We start from the raw sequence: 14524 nt of genomic DNA, 5'->3' as shown, positions 1-14524 counted from the left end.
GCGCTTCATCGCTGGGGCGCCGCCTCTTCGCGCCCGGTACCGTCGCGAAGGGCCTCGCGCAGGCGGCCGCGGTCGATCCAGAACTGGCGGTCGGCGATGCGCTCGGCCTGGCGCTTGTCGTGGGTCACCCAGAACAGGGCGAGACCGTTGTCCCGCTTCTCGCGCAGCATCGACTCGACGGCGGCGGTGGAGTCCTCGTCGAGCGGCCCGGTCGGCTCGTCGAGCAGCAGCACATCCGGCCGGTGCTCGAGGGCGCGCAGCAGGGCGAGGCGCTGGCGCTCGCCGGTCGAGAGCTGGCTGACGCGGCGCTCGGCGGCGCTCGGCGAGACCTGCAGCCGGCGCGCCGGGCCGGCCTGGGCGTTCCAGTCCTGGAAGTGGTCGCCGAGGCGCTCCGACCACCAGCCGGGTTCGGCCGGCACGTAACCGACGCGGCGGCGCCAGGTCGGGGCGGGGATCTTCTCACGCGGCGTGCCGTCCAGCAGCACCTCGCCCGCGCTGGGGTCGAGGTCGGCCAGCGCGCGCAGCAGCAGCGTCTTGCCGGCGCCGGAAGGGCCGCGCAGGGCGATACATTCGCCGGCGGCGAGTTCGAAGGAGGTCGGCTCCAGGCCGGGGCGGGAAAGGCTGCGGACGGTGAGCATGGCTGCCGCAGACTACGGCATCGCCGCGCGGCTGTCGCCCGCCTCGATGCGGCCGTTCAGCCCGTGGCGGCGGCCCGCGCCGGGGCCCGCGCTGGGGCCAGCACCCGGTGCGCCGGCAGGTGGATGGTCACGCGGGTGCCGCGGCCCGGCAGGCTGGCGATGTCGAGGGCGCCCTCGTGCAGTTCGGTCAGCATCTTGGCCAGCGGCAGGCCGAGGCCGGTGCCTTCGATCTGCTCGGCGGATTTCAGGCGCTCGAAGGGCGCCAGCGCCTGCGGAATGTCCTCCGGCTTGATGCCGATGCCGGTGTCGGACACGCGGATGGCGAGGCTGCCGTTTTCGTGCAGTTCCGTTTCGACGTCCACGCGGCCGCCCTCCGGGGTGTACTTCACCGCGTTGGACAGCAGGTTCAAGAGGGTCTGGCGCAGCTTGGTGGGATCGACGCGCAGGCCGAAGTCGTCGGGCAGGGCGACCGTCACCTGAATGCCGCGCTGGTTGGCGCGCGGCGCGATCAGCCGCACGCAGGAGTCCACGACCTCGAACAGGGTGGTGTCCTTCTCGGCGAGGCGCAGATGGCCCGACTCGGCCTTGGCGAGGTCCAGGATGTCGCTGATCAGGGTCAGCAGGTGCTGGCCGCTGCGGTGGATGTCCTGCGCGTAGTCGGCGTAGCGCGGCGCCACCGGCCCCATGGTCTGGCGCGAGATGATCTCGGAAAAGCCGAGGATGGCATTCAGCGGCGTGCGCAGCTCGTGACTCATCAGCGCCAGGAAGCGCGACTTGGCGCTGCTCGCCGCCTCGGCGAGGTGCCGCGCCTCAGCGGCGGCTTCGGCCTTCTTGTTGCTGGTGATGGCCAGCGTCTCGGCTTCCTGACGGCGGTGCTGCAGCAGCAGGATGATGCCGCTGAGGCTGGCCAGGGCGAAGAACAGCAGCGTGCCGGCGACGATCGCCTCGCGCCGCGCCTCGGCGAGAAACCCGGCGGCGGGCACGTCGATGACGAAGGCGCCCATGATATCGCCCAGGCGCCAGGGCTCGCGGCCGTCGAGGTAGAGGTTGTGGCAGTCGACGCAGGCCTGCTGGCTGGCGACGGAGGGGGCGAGGGTGCGGAACAGTGGCGTGCCGGCGGGCGTCGTCAGCCAGCCGCTGCGCGGCTCGCTCTGGCGGCTCTCCGCCGCCTGGCGGAGGGCGGCGGCGGTCGCCTCGTCGCGCGGCGCGGTGGCGATCTCGCGGCCCGGCGTGCCGAGCCAGTCCATCTGCAGCTGGTGGTCGCTGTCGCGCGCGGCGTTGAAGCGGTCGATGGCGTGGGCGCGGAACGCGGCCGGGACCGGCGCCTCGTCATTCAGAAGCGTGCTGCGGACGTCGGTGTAGTTGGCGACCATCGCTTCGACAAGGCGCAGGGCGGTCGCCGTCTCCTCGGCCTTGTTGGTCTCGAACCACTTCACGTTGGAGCGGTAGAGGGCGCCGCCGGCAGCCACGCTGGTCAGCACCACGAGGCCCAGCAGCAGCAGCCAGGCTCTGCCCGACTTGCTGCGCAGGAAGCTCGCCTGCGGCACCGGATTGCTGCTGACTGGCATCTTGTCGTCGTCCTACCCAGACGATTCGTGAAGCCGCCGCTGCCTCATCTGCGTGGATTTCGGCGGATCGGGCGATGGTCGCCGCCAATGGTTAACAAAGTGTGACCGGGTATGCGCGCCCGGCGCTGGTCCGACGACGCCGCTTGCCCTTAAGATCGCCGCGCGCGAGAGCGAGGGGCGCCAGAAGTGAGGCGGCAAAGAGGGGCGGACAGCGTTTGCGACGTCTTCCGGCGGTGTGGCAATTGGCCATCGCCCAGACCATCGTCTGGGCTGGGCTCTACTACGGCTTTCCGGCGCTGATCCTGCGCTGGGAAACGGAATTCGGCTGGACCAAGACGGAACTGACCGGCGCCGTGACCCTCTCGATCGGGCTGTCGGCGCTGTTCTCGCCGCTCGCGGGACGGCTCATCGACCGCGGCCTGGGGCCGCAGGTGCTGGCCGGCGGGGCGCTGGCCGGCGGCCTCTGCCTCGGCCTCGTCGGCCTTGTGCAATCGCTGTGGCAATTCTATCTGCTGTGGTGCCTCATCGGCATCGCCACCGCTTTCTGCCTCTACGACGCCTGCTTCGCCGTGGTGGTGCGCGCGGCGGGCAGCGCGGCGCGCCGCCCGATCACCCTCATCACCCTGGTCGCCGGCCTGGCCGGCACGCTGTCGTTCCCGCTGGCGCACGGCATTGCCGAGGCCTTCGGCTGGCGTTGGAGCTGCCTCGCCTTAGCGCTGCTCATCTGCCTCCTCGGCCTGCCGCTGATGTGGCAGGGTGCGCGCCGCCTGGAGGCGACGGCGGAGGACCCGGAGATGCCCCTGGAAAGCGGCGGTGACGGAGAACGCAGGCCGGCGCGCTTCCTCGCGCGTCCCGCGTTCTGGCTGCTCGCCGCCGGGTTCTCCCTGCTCGGCCTCAATCACTCGGCGATCCTCAACCACCTGCTGCCGATGCTCGACGAGCGCGGCATCCCGCAGGGCATGGCGGTCTTCGCCGCCGCGATGATCGGGCCGATGCAGGTGGCCGGGCGCCTCGCCATGATGGCGGTGGAGCGCCATGTCTCCAACCGCGGCATCACCATCGCCTGCTTCGGCGCGGTGGCGCTGGCGACGCTGGCGCTGATGACCGCCTCGCTGGTGCCGATGCTGCTGGTGCCCTTCGTCATCCTGCAGGGCGCCGGGCACGGGGTGACCTCGATCATGAAGCCGCTGGTCACCGGCGACATCCTGGGCCGCGCCAACTTCGGCGCCATCAGCGGCAGCCAGGCGCTGATCTTCAAGCTCAGCGTCGCCGCGGCGCCCTTCGTCGGCGCCCTGCTGTGGCAACTCGGCGACTACGACCTGGTGCTGGCCGCCATGCTGGCGGCGGCGGTCGTCGGCCTCGGCCTTTTCCTCGCCGCCTCGCGGGTGGGGTCGCCGTGACGGCGTAAAAACGAAACCGGCCGGGCGACGACGCCGCCCGGCCGGTGAACCCAGGTTATGAACCCCATCAAGGGCGATGGGGTGTCAGGGGGGAGGCGGCCTTAGGCCGCCTCGTTCTCGAGGACCTTCGCGTCGCCGGTCTTCTCGCCGGAAGTGATGGCGATGGTCCGCGGCTTCTTGGCCTCGGGGATCTCGCGCACCAGCTCGACGGAGAGCAGGCCGTTCTCCAGCTTCGCGCCGGTCACCCGGATGTGGTCGGCGAGGTCGAAGCGGCGCTCGAAGGCGCGGTTGGCGATACCGCGATGCAGGAAGGTGACCTCTGCGGTCTCCGGCTTGTCCTTGTGGCCGGCGATGACGAGGCTGTTTTCCTTCGCGGTGATCTCGAGGTCTTCCTCGGAAAAGCCGGCGACCGCCATCACGATGCGATAGGCGTCTTCGCTGACCTTCTCGATGTTATAGGGCGGGTAGCTGAGCGCGCTGTCTTCCAGCCGGTTCACCGAGTCCAGGGTGTTGAACAGGCGGTCGAAACCGACGGAGGCGCGATAGAGCGGGGAAAGATCGATGCTGCGCATGGCCATATTCTCCTTTGAGCAACATGGTTCGTGGTCATGGGGGCCACCCTTATGGTCGACCCCTCGCTGTGCATGCCGCCCGCTCTCTTTGGAAGCCCTCAAGGAGGCGCATCCGGTGGGCGGCAGAGGGTATATCGGCAGGCCGTTTGGGCGATTCAAGGGTTCTGAATCGGGTGGGGAAGAGGAAATTTTTCCTGCAACCGGGGTTGCCGTCACCAGTTTGTATTCCTAAGGCCAAGGGATTATTAAGCCCGGGGCGGGTAGACTGCAGGTTCCGCCAGCCGGCAGGCCGGGGGAGCCCTCTCCGCTGGCCGCCGTTCGCCGCGGGACAAGGCTGCCGCCGGCCCGCCAACGTCAAACGCTGCAAGAGATTTCAGGTTTTGCCGGATACCACAGTCGCCTTCTTCGACAGCACCTTCGACGAGGCCCTGGCGCTGACCCGCGAGGCGCGCGACTACCTGACCCATCGCGAGCCGCTGGAGCGCGAGCGGATGACGCCGAACGACCGCATGCTGGCCAGCTGCGAGGCCATGCGTCTGACGTCGCGCCTGACCCAGGTGATGGCCTGGCTGCTGGTGCAGAAGGCGGTCCATGCCGGTGAGATGACCCGCGAGGAGGCCCGGGCGGAAGAGTTCCGCCTGGCCGGCAAGTCGGTCTGCGAGGAGACCCGGCCGCCGGTGGAGGGCAGCCTGCAGCCGCGCCTGGCCGAACTGCTCGACCGCTCGCACCGCCTCTATCAGCGGGTCGCCCGCCTCGATGCCCTGCAGGACCCGCCGGAACGGCGCTTCAACCGCTAAGAATTTCACCCTGCGGACATGACAAAAGGGCGGCAGAACTGCCGCCCTCTTGCATTCCGGAAGGGCCGCCGGGCCTCTGGCGAGGCCGGCGCCCGAGAACCGGGAATTACGACTTCAGGCCGAAGCTGGCGAAGCGCTTGTTGAACTTCGCCACCTGGCCGCCGCTGTCGACCAGGCGATGCTCGCCGGTCCAGGCCGGGTGCGTCTTCGGGTCGATGTCCAGGCGCATGGTGGCGCCCGCGGCTCCGTAGGTGGAGCGCGTCTTGTACTCGCTACCGTCGGTCATCACGATGGTGATCTCGTGGTAGTCGGGATGGATGTCTTTCTTCATGGCTTCGATCCTTTAAAGCGCCGCGCTGTATACCCGAGACCGCGCGCCGGTGCAAGCCCCCGGCGCCCCCCGCGCAGGCCCCGGAAAAGCCTTGGTTTTCCTGGGTTTTCATGGCGCCCGGTCCGGCCGGGTCGGATTTTACGAATATCGTAATTTCGGTGGCGCCGTGACGGGGTGTCGCGGGCCTTTTCAAGGCTTTGCCGCCGCCGGTCTCAGCCGGTATCAGGGTTCGCCAATCCGTTTGCGAGGCGTTATCTTCTGGCCGGCTTCCCCCGTTTCCGCGGAAACCGGTCAGGGGAAAGAAGGGACCTTTGGTATGAGAATGTCTGGAGCGACACCGGGCGTGCAGGCCGCCGACGCCCGGGCGCGCGGCAGCCTGAAGCTGCTGGGCGAACTGTGGCAGTTCGTGCGGCCCTACGGCTGGCCGCTGGCCGGCGCCATGGTGGCGCTGCTGATCGCCTCGGGCACCGTCCTCGGTCTCGGCATGGGGCTGCGCCGGCTGGTCGACGACGGCTTTGCCGCCGGCGACGCGGGACCGCTGAACCAGGCGGTGCTGGTGCTGTTCGGCGTCGTCATCCTGCTGGCGCTGGCGATCTACGCCCGCTTCTACCTGGTCTCGTGGATCGGCGAGCGCGTTGTCGCCGACATCCGGCGCAAGGTGTTCGACCACATCCTGACCCTGTCGCCGGCCTACTACGAGCTGACCCGCACCGGCGAGGTGCTGTCGCGGCTGACCACCGACACCACGCTGCTGCAGACCGTGGTCGGCTCTTCGGTCTCCATCGCCATCCGCAACTTCCTGCTGCTGATCGGCGGCACCGTGCTGCTGGTCATCACCTCGCCGAAACTGACCCTGCTGGTCTTCCTGGTGGTGCCGCTGGTCCTGCTGCCGATCCTCACCTTCGGGCGCCGGGTGCGCCGCCTCAGCCGCACCACCCAGGACCGCGTCGCCGACCTCGGCGTCTATGCCGGCGAGGCGCTGGACGCCATCCGCACGGTGCAGGCCTTCGTCCACGAGGACGAGGACCGCCGCCGCTTCGGCCAGCGCGTGGAGCATGCCTTCGAAGCGGCACGCCAGCGCATCGCCGCGCGCGCCATGCTGACCGCCGTGGTCATCGTGCTGGTGTTCGGCGCCGTCAGCACCATCCTGTGGATCGGCGGTCACGACGTTCTCAGCGGGCGCATCAGCGCCGGCGAGCTCTCGGCCTTCGTGTTTTACGCCATCGTGGTGGCCGGCGCCGCCGGCGCCTTCTCCGAGGTGATCGGCGACCTGCAGCGCGCCGCCGGCGCCACCGAGCGCCTCCTGGACCTGCTGGCGGTCGAACCGGACATCACCGCCCCCGCGAAGCCCGCGGCGCTGCCCTCGCCGCCGCGCGGCGCGGTCGCCTTCGAGGCGGTGGCCTTCCACTATCCCTCGCGCCCCGAGCATTCGGCGCTGCAGGGCCTCGACTTCAGCGTCGCGCCGGGCGAGCGGGTCGCCATCGTCGGCCCCTCCGGCGCCGGCAAGACGACGATCTTCCAGCTGCTGCTGCGCTTCTACGATCCGCAGGGCGGCACCATCCGCTTCGACGGCGTCGCGCTGCCCGATGTCGACCCCGCCGCCTTGCGCGCGCGCATCGGCCTGGTGCCGCAGGAGCCGGTGGTGTTCTCCGCCAGCGCGCTGGAGAACATCCGCTACGGCCGTCCCGATGCCAGCGATGAAGAAGTCCGTGCGGCGGCCGTGGCGGCCGGCGCCCTCGAATTCATCGAGCGCTTGCCCGAGGGATTCGACACCTACCTCGGCGAGAAGGGCGTGCGCCTCTCCGGTGGCCAGCGTCAGCGCATCGCCATCGCCCGCGCGATCCTGAAGGACCCGCCGCTGCTGCTGCTCGACGAGGCGACCTCGTCGCTGGATGCCGAGAGCGAGCGCGTCGTGCAGCAGGCGCTCGACCGCCTGATGGTCGGCCGCTCGACCCTGGTCATCGCCCATCGCCTCGCCACCGTGCTGAAGGCCGACCGCATCCTGGTGATCGACCAGGGCCGCCTGGTCGAGAGCGGCACCCATGCCCAGTTGGTCGCCGCCGGCGGCCTTTACGCGCGCCTCGCCACCCTGCAGTTCGACCAGGCCGCGGCGCTGGGCGCGGCAGCCAACGACGGCGCGCGGGTGTCGTCGGGCAGCTGAGCATCGCCGCGGGCGCATGCGTCGAGACGGCCGCTGCGCGGCCGCCTCAGCATGAGGTCGCAGAAACAGATCGCAGGAGTAGCCTCATCCTGAGGAGCGCTGCATCGCAGCGCGTCTCGAAGGATGTGGCGGGCCGCTGCGCCGCTCACCGCTCGGTCAGCTTGAACTCGATGCGGCGGTTGCGGCGGTAGGAGATCTCGTCGCCGCCGGTATCGAGCGGCTGGAACTCGCCGAAGCCGGTGGCGGCGAGGCGCCCCGGCGGGATGCCCTGCTCGACGAGGAACTTCACCACCGAGACGGCGCGCGCGGTCGACAGCTCCCAGTTCGACGGGAAGGCATAGGTGTTGATCGGCTGGCGGTCGGTGTGGCCGTCGACGCGCAACACCCAGTCCAGGTCGTCCGGGATCTCCGCGGCGATCTGTTTCAGGGTGCTGGCGAGGCGTGCGAGCTGCGGCCGGCCTTCGTCGGCGATGGTCGCCGAGCCGCTGGCGAAGAGAAGCTCCGACTGGAACACGAAGCGGTCGCCGACGATGCGGATGTCCTGGCGGTTGCCGAGGATCTCGCGCAGGCGCCCGAAGAATTCCGAGCGGTAGCGCGCCAGCTCCTGCACCTTGCTGGCCAGCGCGACGTTGAGACGCTTGCCGAGGTCGGCGATCTGCACCTCCTGCGCCTCGTTCTTCGCCTCGGCGAGCTCCAAGGCCTCGGAGAGCTGGGACAGCTGCTGGCGCAGCGCGGCGAGCTGGCGGTTCAGCAGGGTCACCTGCAGCTGCGCTTCCTCGGTCAGCTCGCGCTGCTGGGCGAGGGCGGACTGCTCGTCCTCCAACGCCCCTTGCGACTGTTGCAGCTTCTCGACGAGATCGTCGCGCAGCGACTTGAGGATCGCCAGCTCGGCGAGCTGCGCCTCGATCTTGTCCTTGTCGGCATCGATGGTCTTGTAGGCGTCTTCCAGCTCGGCCTTCCCGGCGGCGATGGCGGCCAGCGCCTTTTCCAGTTCCTCCTGCTCGACCTGCAGGCGCGAGAGGGCGGCGTCCAGCTTGCTGCGCGCCTCGCTCAGTTCGTCCTCCCGCGCGGCCAGCGCCTGGCGGCTTTCCTGCAGTTCGCTGCGTGCCTGCGCCAAGGCCTCCTCGCTGGTGCCGAGCTGGCCGGCGAGCCTTTCGCGCTCCGACCGCTCCTGCGCGACCAGGCCGGCCAGTTCGTCGCGCTCGTCGGTGAGGGCGGCCAGCTGGTTGGCCAGCGACTCGCGCTCCTCGGCCAGCGCGGCAAGCTGCCCGCTCAGCGACTCGCGCGCGGCCAGCGACGACTGCAGTTCGGCGGAGAGCTGTTCGACGTTGAGGCGCAGCTCGGTGTTGGCGCCGCGCTCCAGCGCCAGCAGCTCGGCCAGCTCGTTGATCTCGGACTCGAGCCGGGTGAGCGCTTCGTCCTTGCCGGTGAGGGCGACGGAAAGGAAGAACTGCGCCACCATGAAAACCATGAGGACGAAGATCACCACCAGCAACAGCGTGGCGAGGCCGTCGACGAAGCCCGGCCAGATATTGATCGAGCGGCGCGAACCGCCCCGGCCCAGGGCGTACATGGCCTAGTACCCCCTATCAGGATTAGGTGCGTCATGAGACGGCCGGGGACGTCCCGTGGCTAGGAGCGGCGGCGCGGGCGATGTGGTGCATCGGCAAGCCGGCGCGACGACGTCCACGGGCCGCCCCCGGCCGCCCGCAGGGTCGCTTTTCGCTCCGCACCCGCAGCGTCGCCACGCTTGCCCGATGCACCACATCGCGCTGCGCGCGGCTCCTTTCGGGTGCGGTCGAAAAGACGATCTCATGATGCACCTAATCCTGATAGGGGGTACTAGCCCTCTTCGGCCATGGCGGCGAGGGTGCGGGTCAGCAGGCGGATCTCGCTGCGCAGTTCCTCGACCGAGGCTTCGCGCCCGTGCGCGAGATCCGACGACATGCGCTCCAGGCGCAGATCGAGGTTGCGGATGTGGCCCTTGGTCGCCTTGTCGAGGCCGCCGTCCTGGTTGGCGTCGGCGAGGCGCGCCAGGATCGGCTTCAGGCCCGCCTGGGTCTCGGCGATCGACAGCATGACCGATTGCTCTGTACGCATATGGTCGGTGAGGTTGCTGAGGCGCTCGGTCAGCGCGGCGAGGTTCTGGTTCACCTGGGCGCGGTCCTCTTCGCCGCGCGCCACGGTGCGCTGCAGCTGCTCCAGGCTGTCGGCGGTCTTTTCCAACAGCGCGTGCACGTAGGCGGAAACCGGCTGCTCGCCCTCGCCGGAGAAGCCGCCGCCGCTGCCCAGCTTGGTGACGCTGGAGAGCCATTCCTCAAGCTCGTTGAGGAAGCGGTTGTGCGCCTGCGCCGAGCTCAGTTCCAGAAAGCCCAGCACCAGCGAGCCGGCGAGGCCGAAGAGCGAGGAACTGAACGCCGTGCCCATGCCGGAGAGCGGCGCCTGCAGCCCGCCCTTCAACTGGTCGAACAGGGCGACCGCATCGCCGCTGCCGGCGTTGAGGCCGCCGATGGTCTGGCCGACCGCGTTCACCGTGTCCAGCAGGCCCCAGAAGGTGCCGAGCAGGCCGAGGAAGATCAGCAGGCCGATGACGTAGCGCGAGATCTCGTGCGACTCGTCGATGCGGGCGTGGATGGTGTCCAGCAGCGTGCGCATTGACATGGTGGAGAGGCTGAGGCGCCCGGCGCGGTCGCCGATCATGGTCATCATCGGGCCCAGCAGGCGCGGCGGGCTCTCATGGGACAGCGTGCCGGGGAACACCAGGCCGCCGCGGCTCTCGCGGCGCAGGGTCTCCAGCCAGTGGATCTCGCCGCGCAGGCCCAGCACCTGCACGAAGGCATAGACGATGCCGATAAGCAGAATGAGGAGGATCAGTCCGTTTAGCCAGAGATTGGCGAGGAAGGCGTCCTGTAACTGCGGCGATATGACGGCGGCGATGACGAGCACGGCCACCAGAAACGCCACCATCCGGATGAGATAGGTCTGCAGAAAGGACATGCTGGCAGTCTTACCCCAAAGTCAGCGACATGCGGGCCCGCGGCTCGATAGCGACGATCATAAGGCAGATTCGCGCGCGCCGCGACTGCTGCGGCGCCCGTGCTGCCTTCTGCTCTCGTCCCTAAGGGTTAGCTGCCAACGGGCTTGATGTCGACCCGATTCGCCGGGCCGCTCTCGACGCGGTCGCCCATCGGGCGGACCTGAATGCGCTTGGAGGGGATGCCGGCATCGATGAGGAAGCTGCGCACTTTCAGTGCCCGGGCCAGCGCCAGCTTGCGGGCCTGGTCCTCGGAACCGTCCTGGCCGCTGGCAAAGCCGAGCACCTGGATCCAGCTCTCGCCGCCCCGCATGGTATCGGCAAGGGAGCGCAGTTCGGCCTGGGTCTCCGAGGAGAGCTCGGCGGAATCCACCTCGAAGAGGAAGGTCATGTCCTCGACCCCGCCATCCGTCGATCCGCTGTCCATAGACAGGCTGGCGGTCTGCACGCCCGGGCCGCTGCCCGCGGATTCCGGGGCGGCCTCTGCCGGCGCCGCGTTCGGCCCGCTGCCGGCGGGCAACAGGCTGACGGGGGCGCTGCCGCCGGCCGCCGCGTTGGCCGCGGGCGGTTCGGTCATCGCCACCGGCGCGGCGACGTCGGCGCTGCTGGCCAGCCCGGACGGGGCGTCGGCCGGGCTCGGCTCCGGGGTTTCGTCGACATTGGCCTCGGCGGCATCCGCCTCGGGGGCTTCGACGGGATCCGCCTCAGGGGCCTCGGCAACGGCAGTTTTGGGGGCGGGCGTAGCGGCCAGCTCGGCCTCGCGGGCCTCGTCGGCCAGCGCTTTTTCCTCGACGTCGGCGATGGCCGGCGCGGCGGCGGGAACCTCGGCCGTCTCGGGCGCCGGCTCGGGCGACTGGAACTCGGGCGCCAGGGTGGCGGGCGCCTGCCTGGCCTCGGCGATCGCTTCGGCCGGGACCGCCGGCTTGGGCAGCGCCGGGGGCGGGGGCGGCATGCGCAGGACGATGCGCTCGCCCTGCGGCGCCTGCCCGTCGGCGGCCGGCAGCTGGTCCTCGAACACGACCACGGCATCGCCGCCGTCGTTCCGCATGGGAGACTGCCCCGGGTCCTGCAGCGGGATCAGCAGCTGCGAGCTCGGCTCCGGCCCGCCGGCGAAGGCATTGTTGAGGGCCTCGCTGCGGGCGGCGTTGTTGTCGTGCTGGAAGCCCGGCGCCAGCGTGCTGCTCGGCGCCTGCAGCGGCGGGAACAGCAGGGTACCGGGCCGCGTCACCACGAAGTTGCCGCTGCCCTGGGGCTGGAAGCTCAGGCCGCCGCTGCCCTGGGGGGCAGCAGGCGCCGCGGGCGCGTAGCCGGGCTGCGCGGGCTGGGCGTAGTAGGGCGCAGGGGCCGGGCTGTAGGGGGTCGCGGGCGCCGCACCGGGGCCGGAGCCCAGATTGTTCAGGACGTCGTTGTTGATGTAGATGCCGGAATTGGACTGGGCGGCGGCCTGCTGCGCGAGGCCGGGAGCCAGGGTCAGTGTCAGGCCCAGAGTCAGCCCGAGTGTCAGGCCCAGGGTCAGCGCCGGGGCGCCGGCGGGCGAGCCCGCCGACCGCCGGCCGGCATGCCGGCCCTTGGTTGGGTGTCGACCTTGCGCTGAAAATCTGCTCATTAGCCCGTAATACCCCAGTTTTTCCCAGCTAACCGCTATGGTTAACAGTATTCCGCTCCTGCCCCCGGGACAACCTGCTTTACAGGAAGGGGTCAGCAGGGCGGCCGGGAAGTCGCGCCGCCACGGGATGTATTATTGGGCCTTTTGGTTACTTAAAGGTTTGCGGGGCGTCAGGAAGGTTTGCGCAGCAGCTTCATCAGATCGCTGTGGATGGCATTGTTGCTGGCCAGGATGCTGGGGCTTTTTTCCAGAGTGATCGCCTTGCCGTTCATCTCGCTGACGTAGCCGCCGGCCTCGCGCACCAGGATGAGGCCCGCCGCGATGTCCCAGGGAGCGAGGCCGCGCTCCCAGAAGCCGTCGAAACGCCCGGCGGCGACGTAGGCGAGGTCCAGGGCGGCCGCGCCCCAGCGGCGGATGCCCGCCGTATTGGCCATGACGGCGTCGATCTCGCCGAGGAAGACCGGGCGGTCGCCCTTGCCGGCGAAGGGCGCGCCGGTGGCGATCAGGCACTCGGTCATTCGGTTGCGCGCGGAAACCCGCAGACGGCGGTCGTTGTGCCAGGCGCCGGTTCCCTTCTCGGCGTGGAACAGGTCTTCCTTGATCGGGTCGTAGACCAGCCCGGCGATGATCTCGCCGCCCTCTTCCAGGGCGATGGAGATGGCAAAGTGCGGCAGGCCGTGCAGGAAGTTGCTGGTGCCGTCCAGCGGATCGACGATCCAGCGCCGCCCGCTCTCGTCGGTCGCCGGCACCGGCGCCGACTCCTCCATCAGGAAGCCGTAGCCCGGACGCGCCTTCTGCAGCTCTTCCTTGATGGTCTTCTCGGCCTTGTGGTCGGCGGTGGAGACGAAGTCGGCCGGCCCCTTGCGCGAGACCTGCAGGTTCTCGACCTCGCCGAAGTCCCGCTTCAGGCCGCGCGCCGCCTTCTCGGCGGCCTTGAACATGACGTTGAAGAGGGCGGAGCGGAGGGCCATGAAATCGTCGATCTATCCGGGAAAAGGGCTGCTGCGATGGGAGAGGTGAGCGCTACGGGAAGTGAGCGGTAGGCTCAGTCCTTGTAGCGCTCCACGTAGGTGGCATCGGCGGTGTTCACCACCACGCGGGTGCCGGACTCGATGTGCGGCGGCACCATCACGCGGGTGCCGTTTTCCAGCACCGCCGGCTTGTAGGACGACGACGCCGTCTGACCCTTCACCACCGGATCGGCCTGGGTGATCTGCATCACCACGGTGTCCGGCAGCATGACCGAGATCGGCTCGTCCTCGTAGGACTCGATGGTCACCGTCATGCCTTCCTGCAGGAACACCACCGGCTCGCCGACCAGGTCCGCGTGCACGGAGATCTGCTCGTAGGTGTCGTTGTCCATGAAGGTCAGCATGTCGCCTTCGGCGTAGAGGTACTGGTAGTCCTTCTGGTCGAGCCGCACGCGCTCGACGTCCTCGCTGGCGCGGAAGCGCTCGTTCAGCTTGGTGCCGTCGCGGATGTCCTTCAGCTCGCACTGCAGGTAGGCGCCGCCCTTGCCGGGCTGGGTGTGCTGAATCTTCACCGCGCGCCACAGGCGGTTCTTGTGCTCGATGATGTTGCCAGGGCGGATCGCGTTGCCGTTGATCTTCATGGGGGATCGTCCGGGAATGGGGTGTCTTTGTGAAACCAGGCCCCCACAGGGGGCCTACGGAAAAAGCGCGCGGAAGCTACCAGCTTGCCCCCAGGGAGGCAACGCCCCTAAGCGGCGGCCGGGAATGCCTGCAAACCGGCAGCTTCAGGCGGTTGCGGCGAGGGCGGCCTGGATCGCCTTGAGGGCGGCCGCGGGGTCGCCGCCGCCAGGCCACAGGGCGGGGCCGAGGGCGACGAAGTCCGGCCCGGCCGCGGCCAGGCGGGCGAGGCCGTCCAGGTCGCTGGCGCCGAAGGCGACCTGCGGCGGGGTCATCAGCGCCTCCCACCAGGCGAGGGTCTCCGGGTCGGCCGAAGCGCCATCGGGCACCCCGGGCAGGTCGCCGAAGCCGATGTAGTCGGCACCCTGCTCGCCGGCGGTCATGGCGGCGTGGCGCGAGGCGCCGCAGCCGGCGCCCAGGATGATGCCGTCGCCGAAGCGGCGGCGCAGATCCTTCAGTGGCGAGCGCTTCTCGCCGACGGCGACGTGCAGGCCGTCGGCGCCGCTGGCGGCCAGCAGCTCCGGCCGGTCCTCGAGCAGCACGGCGATGTCGCGGTCCTGGGCCAGCGGCACCAAGGGCGCGATGCGGCCGGCGAAGGCGCCGTCGTCGAGGCCGCCGCCGCGCAGCAGCAGCGCCGCGACCTCGCCGGCGGCAAGGCTTGCCAGCGCTGCCGCCAGCGTCTCGGCGGCGGCGTCCTGATCGAGCGGGGCGGAAATCACCAGCAGGCGGGGCAGGGCATCGGACACGGCAGAATCAGACACGGCAGAT

Annotated in this window: 13 protein-coding genes; 3 read left to right on the top strand and 10 right to left on the bottom strand. The window is 69.8% G+C overall.

Going from position 1 to position 14524, the window contains the following annotated elements; genetic code table 11:
• Nucleotides 1-5 precede the first annotated feature (5 nt).
• Nucleotides 6-638 carry an ABC transporter ATP-binding protein gene (locus WDC82_RS00180; protein WP_340115203.1) on the bottom strand — a complete coding sequence of 211 codons (633 nt, stop codon included), beginning with the start codon at nt 636-638 and terminating at the stop codon, nt 6-8.
• A 56-nt stretch (nt 639-694) separates the two neighbouring features.
• Nucleotides 695-2206 carry a HAMP domain-containing sensor histidine kinase gene (locus WDC82_RS00175; protein ID WP_340115202.1) on the bottom strand — a complete coding sequence of 504 codons (1512 nt, stop codon included), beginning with the start codon at nt 2204-2206 and terminating at the stop codon, nt 695-697.
• 215 nt (nt 2207-2421) lie between these two features.
• Between WDC82_RS00175 and WDC82_RS00170 the strand changes: the two genes are divergently transcribed.
• The gene (locus tag WDC82_RS00170) at nt 2422-3606 is read left to right on the top strand and encodes an MFS transporter (protein ID WP_340115201.1); all 1185 of its coding nucleotides are present in this window, start codon (nt 2422-2424) and stop codon (nt 3604-3606) included.
• 101 nt (nt 3607-3707) lie between these two features.
• Here the strand turns inward: WDC82_RS00170 and WDC82_RS00165 are convergent, their stop codons facing one another.
• Complete coding sequence (locus WDC82_RS00165) at nt 3708-4178, bottom strand: Hsp20 family protein (protein ID WP_340115200.1); 471 nt, start codon at nt 4176-4178, stop codon at nt 3708-3710.
• Between the two features lie 380 nt (nt 4179-4558).
• Between WDC82_RS00165 and WDC82_RS00160 the strand changes: the two genes are divergently transcribed.
• Nucleotides 4559-4975 carry a DUF1465 family protein gene (locus tag WDC82_RS00160; RefSeq protein WP_340115199.1) on the top strand — a complete coding sequence of 139 codons (417 nt, stop codon included), beginning with the start codon at nt 4559-4561 and terminating at the stop codon, nt 4973-4975.
• A gap of 106 nt (nt 4976-5081) precedes the next feature.
• Here the strand turns inward: WDC82_RS00160 and rpmE are convergent, their stop codons facing one another.
• Nucleotides 5082-5306 (bottom strand): 50S ribosomal protein L31, encoded by a 225-nt coding sequence (rpmE, locus tag WDC82_RS00155; RefSeq protein ID WP_340115198.1) that lies wholly within the window; start codon nt 5304-5306, stop codon nt 5082-5084.
• A 322-nt stretch (nt 5307-5628) separates the two neighbouring features.
• Between rpmE and WDC82_RS00150 the strand changes: the two genes are divergently transcribed.
• The gene (locus tag WDC82_RS00150; protein WP_340115197.1) at nt 5629-7467 is read left to right on the top strand and encodes an ABC transporter transmembrane domain-containing protein; all 1839 of its coding nucleotides are present in this window, start codon (nt 5629-5631) and stop codon (nt 7465-7467) included.
• 145 nt (nt 7468-7612) lie between these two features.
• Here WDC82_RS00150 and WDC82_RS00145 read toward each other — a convergent pair whose 3' ends face one another.
• The 6 genes from WDC82_RS00145 to WDC82_RS00120 all read right to left on the bottom strand — a co-directional run bounded on the left by WDC82_RS00145 (nt 7613) and on the right by WDC82_RS00120 (nt 14517).
• Nucleotides 7613-9040 carry a peptidoglycan -binding protein gene (locus WDC82_RS00145; protein WP_340115196.1) on the bottom strand — a complete coding sequence of 476 codons (1428 nt, stop codon included), beginning with the start codon at nt 9038-9040 and terminating at the stop codon, nt 7613-7615.
• Between the two features lie 269 nt (nt 9041-9309).
• Nucleotides 9310-10464, bottom strand: coding sequence for a flagellar motor protein MotA (locus WDC82_RS00140; protein ID WP_340115195.1), 1155 nt, complete (start codon nt 10462-10464; stop codon nt 9310-9312).
• Between the two features lie 128 nt (nt 10465-10592).
• Complete coding sequence (locus WDC82_RS00135) at nt 10593-12107, bottom strand: OmpA family protein (protein WP_340115194.1); 1515 nt, start codon at nt 12105-12107, stop codon at nt 10593-10595.
• 170 nt (nt 12108-12277) lie between these two features.
• Entirely contained in the window at nt 12278-13078 is an 801-nt protein-coding gene (locus WDC82_RS00130; protein ID WP_340115193.1) for an inositol monophosphatase family protein, read from the bottom strand.
• Between the two features lie 74 nt (nt 13079-13152).
• Nucleotides 13153-13719 carry an elongation factor P gene (gene efp / locus WDC82_RS00125; protein ID WP_340115192.1) on the bottom strand — a complete coding sequence of 189 codons (567 nt, stop codon included), beginning with the start codon at nt 13717-13719 and terminating at the stop codon, nt 13153-13155.
• A gap of 144 nt (nt 13720-13863) precedes the next feature.
• Complete coding sequence (locus tag WDC82_RS00120; protein WP_340115191.1) at nt 13864-14517, bottom strand: thiamine phosphate synthase; 654 nt, start codon at nt 14515-14517, stop codon at nt 13864-13866.
• Between the last annotated feature and the right edge of the window lie 7 nt (nt 14518-14524).

It is taken from the genome of Pelagibius sp. 7325 (assembly GCF_037652055.1).
In the GTDB taxonomy this organism is placed as follows: Bacteria; Pseudomonadota; Alphaproteobacteria; order Kiloniellales; family Kiloniellaceae; genus Pelagibius.
The sequence above is the reverse complement of the archived record's forward strand: the minus strand, read 5'-3'. Positions and strand labels throughout refer to the sequence as shown.